The 12,348-nt window shown below is 76.0% G+C and carries 10 protein-coding genes; 6 read left to right on the top strand and 4 right to left on the bottom strand.

Going from position 1 to position 12,348, the window contains the following annotated elements; genetic code table 11:
* Positions 1-2: 2 nt before the first annotated feature.
* A complete protein-coding gene (locus ACQPXD_RS40185; RefSeq protein ID WP_432827582.1) occupies positions 3-740 on the bottom strand; it encodes a LuxR C-terminal-related transcriptional regulator in 738 nt (245 codons plus the stop codon).
* Between the two features lie 143 nt (positions 741-883).
* On the opposite strand from ACQPXD_RS40185, the gene ACQPXD_RS40180 reads away from it, so the two are divergent.
* The 3 genes from ACQPXD_RS40180 (at position 884) to ACQPXD_RS40170 (ending at position 3,782) form a co-directional block, all read left to right on the top strand.
* Positions 884-1,474, top strand: coding sequence for a hypothetical protein (locus ACQPXD_RS40180; RefSeq protein WP_432827580.1), 591 nt, complete (start codon positions 884-886; stop codon positions 1,472-1,474).
* Complete coding sequence (locus tag ACQPXD_RS40175; RefSeq protein ID WP_432827578.1) at positions 1,471-2,859, top strand: S8 family serine peptidase; 1,389 nt, start codon at positions 1,471-1,473, stop codon at positions 2,857-2,859. Before ACQPXD_RS40180 ends, ACQPXD_RS40175 begins: the two co-directional genes overlap by 4 nt.
* A gap of 164 nt (positions 2,860-3,023) precedes the next feature.
* Complete coding sequence (locus tag ACQPXD_RS40170; protein WP_432827576.1) at positions 3,024-3,782, top strand: zf-HC2 domain-containing protein; 759 nt, start codon at positions 3,024-3,026, stop codon at positions 3,780-3,782.
* 15 nt (positions 3,783-3,797) lie between these two features.
* On the opposite strand, the gene ACQPXD_RS40165 is transcribed toward ACQPXD_RS40170, so the two are convergent.
* Positions 3,798-4,367, bottom strand: coding sequence for a sigma-70 family RNA polymerase sigma factor (locus tag ACQPXD_RS40165; RefSeq protein ID WP_432827574.1), 570 nt, complete (start codon positions 4,365-4,367; stop codon positions 3,798-3,800).
* A 245-nt stretch (positions 4,368-4,612) separates the two neighbouring features.
* Here ACQPXD_RS40165 and ACQPXD_RS40160 point away from each other — a divergent pair, with 245 nt between their 5' ends.
* The 3 genes from ACQPXD_RS40160 (at position 4,613) to ACQPXD_RS40150 (ending at position 10,651) form a co-directional block, all read left to right on the top strand.
* Positions 4,613-7,204, top strand: coding sequence for a hypothetical protein (locus ACQPXD_RS40160; RefSeq protein ID WP_432827572.1), 2,592 nt, complete (start codon positions 4,613-4,615; stop codon positions 7,202-7,204).
* A 67-nt stretch (positions 7,205-7,271) separates the two neighbouring features.
* Positions 7,272-8,174, top strand: a complete 903-nt coding sequence (locus tag ACQPXD_RS40155) for a hypothetical protein (protein WP_432827570.1) — start codon at positions 7,272-7,274, stop codon at positions 8,172-8,174.
* Between the two features lie 92 nt (positions 8,175-8,266).
* Positions 8,267-10,651 carry a discoidin domain-containing protein gene (locus tag ACQPXD_RS40150; protein WP_432827568.1) on the top strand — a complete coding sequence of 795 codons (2,385 nt, stop codon included), beginning with the start codon at positions 8,267-8,269 and terminating at the stop codon, positions 10,649-10,651.
* A gap of 54 nt (positions 10,652-10,705) precedes the next feature.
* On the opposite strand, the gene ACQPXD_RS40145 is transcribed toward ACQPXD_RS40150, so the two are convergent.
* The gene (locus ACQPXD_RS40145; RefSeq protein WP_432827566.1) at positions 10,706-11,860 is read right to left on the bottom strand and encodes a ricin-type beta-trefoil lectin domain protein; all 1,155 of its coding nucleotides are present in this window, start codon (positions 11,858-11,860) and stop codon (positions 10,706-10,708) included.
* The gene (locus ACQPXD_RS40140; RefSeq protein ID WP_432827564.1) at positions 11,860-12,186 is read right to left on the bottom strand and encodes a YbaB/EbfC family nucleoid-associated protein; all 327 of its coding nucleotides are present in this window, start codon (positions 12,184-12,186) and stop codon (positions 11,860-11,862) included. The genes ACQPXD_RS40145 and ACQPXD_RS40140 overlap by 1 nt, the downstream gene beginning before the upstream one ends.
* Positions 12,187-12,348: the final 162 nt, after the last annotated feature.

Genomic DNA, 12,348 nt, shown 5'->3' with positions numbered 1-12,348 from the left:
CGCTACACCACGGGCTCGTCGGTCAGGTAGCCCAGCCGCATGGCGATCCGGGTCAGCTCGGCCTTGGAGCTGACCTGCAGCTTGCTGCGGATGCGCTTGGCGTAGGTGTTCACCGTCGCCTGCGACAGCCCCATCCGGGTCGCGATCTGCGCCTGGGTGAAGCCCAGCGCGATCCAGCGGATCGTCTCGATCTCCCGGGGCGCCAGCCCGATCGCCTCGTCCCGGGGGATGCGGCCCAGCTCCGCGTGCAGCTGGTCGACCAGCGGGGCGCAGACGTAGAGCCCACCGGTGGCCGCGATGCGCAGGGCGGTCAGCAGCTCCTGCTGCTCGCACTGGCGGGTCAGGCAGCCGCGGGCGCCGGCCCGGAAGGTCTCGGCCAGGGCCATCGGCCGGTCCCACGTCGATGCGACGACCGTGCGGGCGAGCTTGGCGAAGCCGGCCACGACCGGGCCGTACGCGGGGCCGCCGGGCGAGGGCAGGGCCAGGATCACCACGTCGCAGCCCCCGGGCGGGCAGGCGGCGTCGAACTCGGCGGCGCCGGCGACCGAGGCGACGACGTCGAAGTGCGGCTGCTCGCCCACCAGCCGCTCGGTCCCGGCCCGGCTGATCGGCTGGTCGTCGACGATCGCGACGGAGTAGACGACCGGCCCCGTCCGGTCCCGCCCGCGCCCGGCCGATCTCGGCGGCCACCGGTGGGCGCGCTCGGGCGGTTGCACGGTGGCGCGGTCCTGAACGGTCACGGTCACTCCTCACATCTTCTCGGGGACGCTCCTCGGCGGCGGCGCGTACCCGTAGGACGACCACGCAGGCCGGTCGGTTCACTGTGAACGGCATCCGGGGGCGGGACGTCTCCCCGCGGAAGGGGGTCGCTATGGTCAGGGTCATGGTTCGCCGGTCGGTGCGTCCGGCTTCCATCGCGGTGGCGCTGCTCGCCGTGTGCGCGGCGTTGCTGCTTCCCGCCGCGCCGGTGTCGGCGCAGGACGGGAGCACGGTGAAGTACTACGTCGTCGGTGAGCCCGGTGCGGCGCTGCCGGAGCTCTCCGACCGGCTGCTCGGCACGCCGGCGCGGGCCGAGGAGCTGCTGCGGCTCAACGCCGGTCGCCGCCAGCCCGACGGTGCCGTCATCACCGACCCCGACGCGCTGCGCGCCGGGTGGATCGTCGTCCTGCCGTGGGACGCCGTGGGCCCCGGCGTCGTCGTCGGCCCGCTGCCCGACTCGCCCTTGCCCGCGCCCACCGCCGCTGCCGAGCACCGGCCCGGGGGCGCGGTCCTGCTGGCGGGCGTCGCGGCGGTCGTCGGCGTCGTGTGCGCGATGCTGTTCCTCCGCCGGATCCGCTCGGTGCGCGGCCCCGCCGGGGACGATGCGGCCGTCCCGCCGGCCGGGATCGTGATGCACGACACCATCGACCTCGGTGGGCCGCTGCGGCGGCACGGCCGGGGCAGCGGCGCACCACCGGGCGGTGGGCCGGCGTGAGGACGCTCGCGGGTGGGCGATCGCGGACCCCGGCGCGCGCGGTGCTGGCCGCCGTCCTCGCCGTGGCGTTCGCCGCGGCCGCCGCGCCCGCGCTCGCCGCCCCGTCGCCCGGCCCGTCTCCGGCGGCCACGCCCGTCGCGGCGTTCAAGTTCTACGAGGTGCGCCCGTCCTACCAGGGCCGCCCGGAGCGGCTCGACGACATCGCCGAGCGGCTGCTCGGCACGCCCGCCCGGGCCGGCGAGATCCTCCAGCTCAACCAGGACCGCGAGCAGCCCGACGGCGGCCGGCTCACCGACGCCGGCACGCTGCACCCGGGCTGGCTGCTGGTGCTGCCGTGGGACGCCGTCGGGCCGGGCGTCGTGCTCGGGCCGATGCCGGCCCGCGGCGCCGCGACGAGTCCCGGGCCGGTCGGTGACGCGGCCCGCCTGCCGGCCGCGTCCACCTGCGCGGCCCTGCCCGCCGAGGCCGCCGCCGACATCCCGTGGCCGCGGCTGCGGCTGGCGCCCGACCGGGCCTGGAACGCCACCCGCGGCGCGGGCGTCAAGGTCGCGGTCGTCGACACCGGCGTCGACCCGGCGGCGCCCGCGCTGGCCGGCCGGGTCGCCCCCGGCACCACCGTCGGCACCGGCGCCGGGCAGGCGTGCGCCGGGCACGGCACGGCGCTGGCCGGCATCGTCGCCGCGCAGCGCGTGCCCGGCAGCAACCTGATCGGGATCGCCCCCGAGGCCACGATCGTGCCGGTCACCGTCGACGTGGTCGGCGGGTCCGCGCCGCCGGAGCAGGTCGCCGCGGCCCTGTCCGCCGCGGTCGCCGCCGGCGCGCGGGTGGTCATGCTGGGCGTGCCGGCGGACCTGTCGGCCCCGCCGGTCGCCGCCGGGATCAGCGCCGCCGTGGCCGCGGACGTCCTGGTCGTGGTCGGAGCGTGGGGCGGCGGCGGGGGGCCGGGGGTGCTGCGGGTGGGCGCGGTCGCCGCCGACGACCACCCGGCCCGGGACTACCCGGCCGGCACGGTGGACGTCCTCGCACCGGGGGACGGCATCGTGACGATCGGTGCCGGGGGCTCCGGCTGGATCGCCGGCAGCGGCACCGACTTCGCCGTGCCCTTCGCCGCCGGGCTCGCCGCCCTCGTGCGCTCCGCCGCGCCGGGCATGTCGGCGGCGGACGCCGCCCGGCACATCCAGGACACCTCGGAGCGGGCCGCCGGCGACCCGGAGGACGGCGGCATCATCGATCCCGTGGCGGCGGTCGCCGGCCTGCCCACCGCCGGCGCGGCGCGGGGCGGGCGGATCTCCGCCGGCTGGGCGGTGCCGATCGCGCTGCTCGGCGTGGCGGTGCTCGCCCTGCTGGCGCTGCGCCGGCGGCGGCGCCCGGCCCGGCGCCGGTGACGCCCGGTACAGGGTGGATCCACCGAAGTGCGCATCGCGAAGTGTGCACTTGCACCGTAGAGTGACAGGGACCGGTCCGGATCGTTGAACCGGAAGGGTCGCGCACACGTCTTCTGGTGAACGGGCCCCACACCCGAGGAAAACGACGGCCGAGGAAGTCTGGCATGACGACACCGGGCACCGCCGACCAGCACGTGCAGGTCCAGCTTGGGCTGTACGTTCTGGACGCGTTGCCGCCCGACGAGCGGCGCGCGGTCGACGAGCATCTCGCCGGGTGCGAGCCGTGCCGGCGGGAGTGCGCGCAGCTTCGCCAGGTCCTGCCCTTCATGCAGATGCTGGAGCTCGGCGACGTCGAGGACCTCGCCGCCCCGCGACCACGCCCCGCCGCCCCGGCCGACGCCGCCCCGGCGACCGCCACCCCGGCCGACCGCCCGCCGCGCCCGGCCGAACGGGCGCCGGCGAGGAAGACCCGGCCGGCGGGGAAGAACGGGCCCGCCGGGAAGCCGCGCCCGCGGCGGCGACTGCTGAGCCGCTTCGGGGTCGTGCTGGCCGGCACGATCGTCGTCGCGCTGCTCGCCGGCCTGGGCATCGGGCTGCTGCTGCGGGTCAGCGGGCCGGTCGCGATCACCCTGGACGGCACCGAGGCCAACGCCGCGACCGGCGTGCGGATGTCCGTGACGGTGGTCAGCGACGGCGACGACCACTCGAAGGTCACCGCGCGAATCCGCGGGCTGACCCAGGGTAGCGGGTATCAGCTCATCGCGGCCACCAAGCAGGGACAGACCCGGATGGTGGCGCAGTGGGTCGCCGACCGCCAGCTCTACGACTACCAGGGCGACCTGCCGCTGGCCGCGGCCAACGTCGCGTTCTTCTCCGTCGCCCGCCAGGACGGCGCGGTCCTCGTCACGGTGAAGGTCGAGTAGCTGGCCTGAGCGGCGCTACGGGGTGCCGGCGGGCGGTTCCTCGCCCTCCAGGTATCCGCGCTCTATCAGCGCCTCGCGCAGCGCGCGCAGGGCATAGTACGTGCGCGACTTGACGGTGCCGACGGGCACGCCGAGCGACTCGGCCGCCTCCGCGCCGGACAGGTCGCGGTAGTACACCTCGATCAGCACGTCGCGGAGGCGGTCGGGCAGGTCCGCGAGGGCCATCCGCACCTCCGTCTTGTCCACGAGCCGGTCCACGCCGTCGTCCACCGACCGGCGCTCGTCCAGCCGGTCGTCGCCCAGCTCGCTCGGCCGGCTCATGCTCGCCCGCACGTGGTCGATCGCGATCCGCCGGGCCACCGTGAGCAGCCAGGCCCGGCTCCACTCGCCGTTGGCCGAGCGCGCCTCGGGGTGGCGCCACGCGCGGACCAGCGTCTCCTGCAGGATGTCCTCGGCGCGGTGCCAGTCGCCGTGGGTGAGCCGCACCAGGTGGTTGAGGATGGCCGTCCCGTGCTGGTCATACAGCCGCTGGAACACCTCGTCGGGGATCGGCTCCTCGGTGGCGCTGCTCGCAGGCTCGGTCACAATCGCAGTCCCGGGTCGGGGGAGGTGAGGCGGTGCACCTGGTGCATCTTGACCGCCCTTGATCTCCTTGGCGATTGGCAAATAGTACAAGTGATGCGGACGTCCGGCCAGATCGGTTCTCGATGGCCGGCGGGGTCACCGAAACCATTACGGCGGGGACATCCGCCGTAATGGTTTCGAAATATGTCGCTGGACACCGGATGCGCGAACCGCGTGCCCCGCGCGTCCGTTTATGTGATGTGGCGGTGGACGTAGGGATTCGCTGGAACGACGAGCGCGGCGCGGGCGCGGCCCGTCCGGCGCGCTCTGGCCCGCATGCGGTGCGCACCCGCCAGGTGCCCGGACTGTTCGACCTGGCCGTGGTGGTGGCCCCCGACGGCGGTTTCGCCGCGCCCGGTGACCCGCAACGCTCCCTCGGCGTCGCCGAGCTGGCCGCGCTGGTGCGGGCCGGCACCGGCGACGACCGGGTGGACGTGCGCGTCCCGGTGGCCGTGGGCGAGCACAACCGGCCGGCCCTCGAGGCCCTCGCGGCCGAGCTCGGCCTGGACGTGCTGGCGGCGCCGCCCGGCAGCGAGCTGCGGCCGGTGCCAGCCCTGCTGGGCGGGGCCGGCGACGGGGGCGTGGAACTCACGCCCGTCGACCCCACGACCGGCTTTCCGGTGGACTGGATCGTCGTCCCGCCGACCGGGACACCGGCCGCCGCGCCGACGTGGTTCGAGCTGGCCGGCGGCATGGTCCTGGCCCGGGCCGGGGCGGTGCTGCTGCCGGTGCCCGGCGGCGGCTTCTCGTTCGCGACCCGGCCCGACTTCGTCCGGCGCCGGGCCGCCGCCGCCGAGCTGCGCCCCGGGCACCCGGGGCTGGCCACGGTCGCCGTCGGCACGCGCGCCGGGGACTTCATCGTGGGTGACTACGGCGGCGGGGCCAACCTGTGCGACGGCCGGGCGCTGGCGGCCAGCCTCGCCGCGCTGCCGCTCTACGGCGCTACCGTCCGGCTCTGGCTCGACTGGCCCGTCAGAGCCCGGGAGCGCCAGCGGCTCCGGCGAAACCTGACGGAGCTGGCCGAGACGACGGGCGCGTGCGTCTGGGCGCCGGCCGAGGGCGGCCGGGCCGAGCCGCTGCCGGGCTGCCGCGACCTCGCCGCGGTCGGCCCCGACGGCGGGCCCGGGCGCTGGGAGCCGCACGGCGACGGCCCGGCCGGCCGGTTCGAGTCCGACGTCGACGGGCGGCTGGTCCCGGCGGGCGGGGTGTGGACCACGAGCCGTCCCGGCGTACCACTGGTCAGCGAGCCGCCCGCGGGCGAGCCGGAGCCGGCGGCGCGGCCCGACCACCGCAGGGACGGCGTGTTCCGGGCCGCCCTCGCGGTGCTCGCCGACGGGCGGCTCGCGCTGCGCTACCGCGACGGCTCGCTCCTGGCCGCCGGCGACCGGCAGCTCGCGGAGCTGCTGCACCGGGCCGGCTGGCGCGGCGACGAGGTCGTCGTGGTGTCCGAGGTCGCCCCGGAGCGCCTCGCGGGCGCCCGCCGGCACGCCGAACACCTGGCCGGCGAGCTCGGCTGCACCGTCATCCTGCGCCCGCTCGGGCCCGATGACCAGCCGGTCGACCAGCCGGTCGAGCGGCTTGTCGACCGGCCCGTCGAGCGGCCGGTCGAGGCGGTTGCCGTGCCGGAGGGGCCGGCGTCGCGCAGCAGCGCCGGGGAGCCCGGTCCGGCGCGGCGCGCGGATGTCGTCGCGGACCCGCCGGCCGAACCCGACGATCCGGCCGAAATCGAAGTCGACGTCGAAACCGAAATCGAAGACTTGGAGCCCGAGGACGAGGCCGAGGACGAGAACGAAAGCTGGGACGGGCCGGACGACGACCCGGACGACGACCCGGACGAGGATCTCGAACCGGAGTGGGAGCCGCAGGCGCGGGCGGTGAGCGCGGCGCCCCCCGAGGTCGGGGTGGTGCCGCCGCCGGCCGGGCTGTCGCGGTTCATCGACGGCCCGCGGATGGCGCCGGCCGGGCGCAAGGGCGCGCCGCACGGGCTGGCGTGGCTGGTCGCGCAGCCGCAGGTCAACCAGGAGGCGTGCGAGCTGTTCGTCGAGTGCGCCGGCGACCCGGGGCGCGCCGCCGCCGAAGGCATTCCCACGCCGTACCTCTTCCTCATCGCCCATCTCGACGGCGAGCGGCTGGCCGCCCGGACCGCCGCCGAGCACGTCCTGCGGCTGCACGTCCCCGAGGGCGTGGCCGTGGACGTCGCGGCCTCCGACGTGGTCCCGCCGCGGTCCGTGGTCGGGGCGCTGCGCGAGCCCGACGCCTACCTGCTGCCGGCGGGCTGGCTGGACCGGTGCCACCTCCGGACCGGCTACCGGGTCGGCCGGGGCGGGCGGCTGTCGGCCGAGCGCTGGTTCAACGACGCCCCGGCCGCGATCCGCAGCCTGGGCGCGGCGCACGGCGTCCCGGGGCTGCCGAACGACGTCGAGCGCTGGCCGAACGGGCGGATGCGTCAGTCGGTGGGGCAGTACCTCCTGGTCGCCGAGGACGCCCCGGACGGCCTCGGCGCCTGGCAACGGCTGCACGGCGCCCGGCCGCAGCCGGTGACCGGGCACCGCCTGCTGGAGGTGCGGGTGGAGCGGCAGCGGGCGATCGACGTCGCGGCGACGCGGGCCGCGCTGAGCGGGTTCCCGGCGGTGCACACCGCCCTGCCGCAGCTGCTCGCCGACGGCGTGGAGCACCTGCTGCCCTCGGTGTCCTACCGCGCGGTGGCCGTCGAGCACGAGTACCACTACGACGACGGGCGGTGGCGCCGGTCGAAGCGGCCGTCCGGGATGCCGCTGGACCGGTGGTCGCCGGCGTGAGGCGCCGCGGTGCCCGCCCGCGTAAGCTCGGGGACTCCCCATCGCCACACGGGCGGGAGCGGCGGCGATGCGCATGACGCGAGGCGACGGCTATGTCGGCCGGCGGCGGTGGTCGCGGCTGCGGCCGTTCGCGGCCGGCGACGCGCAGGACGCACCCGACGACGAGGAGGCCGCCCCGCCGGGGCGGCGCCGGACGGCCCGCGCGCTGCAGGCGGTGGTCGTCGTGGCGGTCGCGGTCCCCGCGACGCTGTGCGGCGTGCAGCTGGGCGTCCACACCGGCGCACCGGACGCCGGGGCGGGGCAGAGCGCGGACCCCGCCGGCACCGGCCCGGTCGTGAACGCGCCGCCCCCGGCGGCGCCGGGCGCCGTCGCGAGCGCCACCGACGCGGCCGCGGGCGCGTCGCCGGCCGGGCCGCCGGCGCAGGCCGCGAGCGTCGCCGCCGCGGGCCAGACCCGCACCGGCCCGGCGGAGGGCGCAGCGCCGCCGGCCGCGCCCGGCCGGACCGGCACCAACGCCGGCCCGGTCGGCGGCACCGGTTCGACCACGGCCGCGGTCCCGGCGGCGCCGAAGCCGGCCGCCGCGTTCGCGCCGATCCCGGTGCAGGCCGAGGACCCCGCCAACTACTGGTACGGCGCCGGCGTGCAGGACTGCGTGCCGTGCGACGGCGGCAAGAAGGTGCAGTACATCGGCGACTACGACAACGCCGGCAAGTACCTGCTGGTGTACGTGGACGTGCCCGCCGCCGGCAGCTGGCCACTGACCGTCACCTACGAGACCGACACCGCGCGGAGCCTGCGCGTCAGCGTCTCCGGCGGCTCGTCGACGTCGCTCACCCTCGCCGGCGCCGGCTGGACGGCTCCGCGGACGGCCCGGATGACGCTGACCTTCCCGGCCGGGCGGGTCACGATCCGGTTCGACAACCCGTCCGGCCGGGCCCCCGACGTGGACAAGATCGTTGTAGGCGGCTGACTCCTCCGTGAACCGCGGCCCGGCCGCGCTCGTCCGCTTGGGCGGACACAGCGCGGCTGTGGCCGGACACAGGAGGAGGCTCGGTGGAACCGATGAGGTTGCTGCGGACCGGGGCCGGACGGGTGCGGATGCCGCGCCCGGACCGCTGGCCCCGCATCGTGGCGGTGGTGGCCGCGGCGGGGGTCGTCGCCACCATCGCGATCTGGGTCGTCGCCCGGCTGGCGGGGCCGGCCGACGCGGGGGCGACCTCGCCGTTCGACGTGCCACAGGGCGTCGGCGCCGGCGTGCCGTTCGTCGAGTACGAGGCCGAGGACGCGGCGACCGACGGCACGGTGATCGGCCCGGGCTACGCGCAGGGCGCGCTCGAGTCGGAGGCCACCGGGCGCCGGGCGGTGCGGCTGACCGCGGCGGGGCAGTACGTCGAGTTCACGCTCACCAAGGCGGCGAACGCGGTCGACGTCCGCTACAACGTGCCGCGGGGCGGCTCGGGGGCGCTGTCGGTGTCGCTGAACGGGCAGCCGGTCGACGCCCGGCTCGACCTCACCGCGCGGTACACCTATCTGGACACGCCCAACATCGGCGGCTCCAAGACCCACCACCTCTTCGACGACGTGCGCACGCTGCTGGGCCGCCGCGCCGGGCCCGGCGACAAGGTCCGGCTCACCGCGCAGGCCGGCAGCCTGCCGTACACCGTCGATCTCGCCGACTTCGAGGACGTCGCCGACCCGGCCGCCGCGCCCGCCGACGCGGTGTCGGTCGTCGACGCCGGCGCCGACCGGACCGGCGCCGCGGACTCCACCGCCGCGTTCAACAAGGCCATCGCGGACGCGTCCGCGCGCGGCGGGCAGGTGTGGATCCCGCCGGGCGACTACGCGGTCAACGGCCCGCTCACCATCGACAAGGTGACCGTGCGCGGCGCGGGGCCGTGGTACTCGGTGATCCACGGCAAGCGCATCATCGACAACCAGGCGTCGACCGGCCCGATCAAGCTCTACGACTTCGCCGTCTTCGGCGACGTCACCACCCGCGACGACGGCTCGCCGGACAACTTCGTCAACGGCAGCCTCGGCAACGGGTCCGTGGTGTCGAACATCTGGATGCAGCACCTGAAGGTCGGCCTGTGGCTGATGGGGCCGAACAACACCGGCCTCACCATCGAGGGCAACCGCATCCTGGACACCACCGCGGACGGCATCAACTTCAACGGCACGGTCACCGGCTCGGTGGTGCGCGACACCTACGTGCGCAACACCGGCGACGACGGGCTCGCGATGTGGTCGCTGCACGCGGAGAACAAGAACGACACGTTCGCCAACAACACCGTCGTGCAGCCCAACCTGGCCAACGGCATCGCGATCTACGGCGGCACCGACATCGCGCTGTCGAAGAACGTCGTCGCCGACACCAACGGCCTGGGCAGCGGCATCGCCGTGTCCAACCAGCAGTTCATCGCCGGGCAGGGCTTCACCCCGCTGGCCGGGACCATCGACCTGGCCGACAACGTGCTGATCCGGGCGGGCGCGATGAACCCCAACTGGAACCACCCGATGGGCGCGATCCGGTTCGACTCCTACGACTCCGCGATCGACGGCGTGCGGATCAAGGTCACCGGCACCCGGATCATCGCGAGCCCGTACAGCGCCTTCGAGGTCGTCTCGGGCGGTGGCCTGGGCCTGCCGGTCAACGGCCTGACCGTGGACGGGGCGACCGTGCAGGGCGTCGGCACCGTCGTGCTGCAGGTCGAGGCGAAGGGCTCGGGGACCTTCACCGGCGTGCACGCCGACGGCGTGGGCCGGGCCGGCGTCTACGACTGCCCGTATCCGGCCGGCAGCGGCACGTTCGCCCGCGCCGGCTCCGGCAACTCCGGCTGGGACACCGCCTGGGAGGGCTGCGCCGCCTGGCCCGATGCGGTGCTCCCCGACGACGCGGCGACCGCCCCGGCCCCCGCGCCGACCACCCGGGCCCCGGCGACGACCAGTGCGACGACCGCCCCGCCGACCCGCCCGGCCACATCCGCACCGGCTACCGTCGGCCCGTCCACCAAGGCCCCGGGGCCCACGGGGAATCTGGCCCGGGGCGCGGCGGTGACCGCGACCAGCGTCGTGCAGGACTACCAGGCGCGCAACGCGGTCGACGGCGACCCGGCCACCTATTGGGAGAGCGCCAACCACGCCTTCCCGCAGGTCTTCACCGTCGACCTGGGCGCACCCCGGGACGTGCGGCGGGTGGTGCTGAAACTGCCGCCGTCGCCGGCCTGGGGCCCGCGCACGCAGACGGTGTCGATCATGGCCAGCCGGGACGGGGTCGACTACGCCAACGTCGCCGGCTCGCAGCGGGTCGCCTTCGACCCGGCTACCGGCAACACCGCCACGGTGGGCGTCGAGGCGGCCGGCGCGCGGTTCCTGCTGGTGCTGTTCACGGCCAACACCGGCTGGCCGGGCGCGCAATTGTCGGAGTTCGAGGTGTACGGCGGCTGAGCACACGAAGCGAGGGGCCCGTCCGGCGCGGACGGGCCCCTCGCGTTGCCGGGCTCAGCGAACCGACCAGCGCTGGTTCGAGTTGTCCTCCACGGCCGGGTCCTTGCAGGGCCACAGGATCAGGGGGGTGCCGTCATCCTGGCGGTTGTCCCACACGTCGAGGCACTTGTTGGCGTACGGGCTGTAGATGGTGCCGTCGCCGCGCAGCCGGAACTGCTGGGCCAGGTTGCCGCTGCACTTCGCGACCTGGATCGGCGTGCCGTCCGTGGTGGAGGCGGAGGGCAGGTCCATGCACAGGCGCACCGAGCGGACCGTGCCGTCGCCCTCGAACGACCACTGCTGCGGTATCGAGCCGTCGCAGCTCCAGATCACCAGCGCGGTGCCGTCGGTGGCGGAGGTCGAACTCAGGCACTTGCCGCTCTGGGCGCTGACCACGGCCTTACCGCTGGGCATTGCCGGGGGCGACGCGGTCTTGCGTGGCGCGGGCGGCGATGCCGCCAGGGCGGCGGCGGACGGCGGCGACGACGGCGAGGCCGACGGTGACGGCGACGGTGACGGGCTCGCCGACGCCGACGGCGGCGCGGCCTGTTCCTGCTGCTGCGGGGTGGGGGACTCGGTCGCGCCGCTGCCGCCGAACTGCGGCTGCAGGGCGTACCAGGCGGCGTAGCCCTCGACCTTGTCCACGTAGGACTTGGCCGCGTCGGGCACGCCGCCGGCCGCCTGCACCGCGGTGACGCCGGAGTAGAAGGCGGCCAGGCCGAGCCGCCACGGCTCGCCCGGCACGCCGGCCACCCGCACCTGCCCGACCAGGTCGCACATGTAGTGGGCGAGCCCGACGATGCCGGCCTTCGCGTCGTCGCGGGGCGCGCCGGTCCACGGCGCCCAGACCTTCCACTCGCCGTCGGTGAGCCCGGCGACGCCCTGCCCGCCGCGGTGGGTGCCGGCCGACGGTGCGAAGCCCGACGCCTCCATGACCTGCCCGGCGACGCGCGGCCCGGTCAGTGCCGGGCACGACTTCGCCGCGTCGTTGACGGTGACCAGCTGGTCGGCGGGGACGGGCACCCCGGCCAGCGGGTTGGTCCCGGCCCGGCCGATGCCCATCACCACCGTCACGCCGTAGGCCCCCGCGAAGCACACCACGGCCGTGGCGGCCGCGATCCTGGCCCGGCGGCTGATCCTGATCCGGGACACGAAGCTGGGGAGGTTCATCAGCTGTACAGACCCTCCTGCATCGCACCGAACCGGTCCTCGGCGAGGGCGCGGATGCCGGCGGCGGCGTCGCGCAGTGCGCCCAGCACGCGCCCCTCCAGCACCTCGATCGCCTGCGGGTCGGCCAGGGCCGGGTCGATGGACACCGACCGGAACTCGCCGAGGGCGGTCATGGTGATCGCGACGCCCGGCGCCGCTCCGGTCACCTCGGTCTCGGCCATGCTCGCCTGGGCGGCGACGAGGTTGTCGCGCACCGACTGCGCCATCCTCATCAGGTCGTCCAGGCCGTTGTCGGGGTTGTCGGTGCGGTTCGTGCCGGGTTGCATGTACGCCTCCCACGTGGCTTGGGTCGTCCACCCAGAGACGAGGACCGGTCCGTGCGGGTTCACGGCCGCCCGGGGAGGCCGCTGAACCGAACCGGCTCCCGGTCCGTCTCCCGGGCGGCGGCGTCCCCTTCCGGACGTCCCGGGGCAACCGAGGGAGGCGGC

Source organism: Dactylosporangium sp. CA-092794 (genome assembly GCF_050948465.1).
Taxonomy (GTDB): Bacteria; Actinomycetota; Actinomycetes; order Mycobacteriales; family Micromonosporaceae; genus Dactylosporangium.
This window is presented reverse-complemented; position numbering and strand designations above follow the sequence as displayed.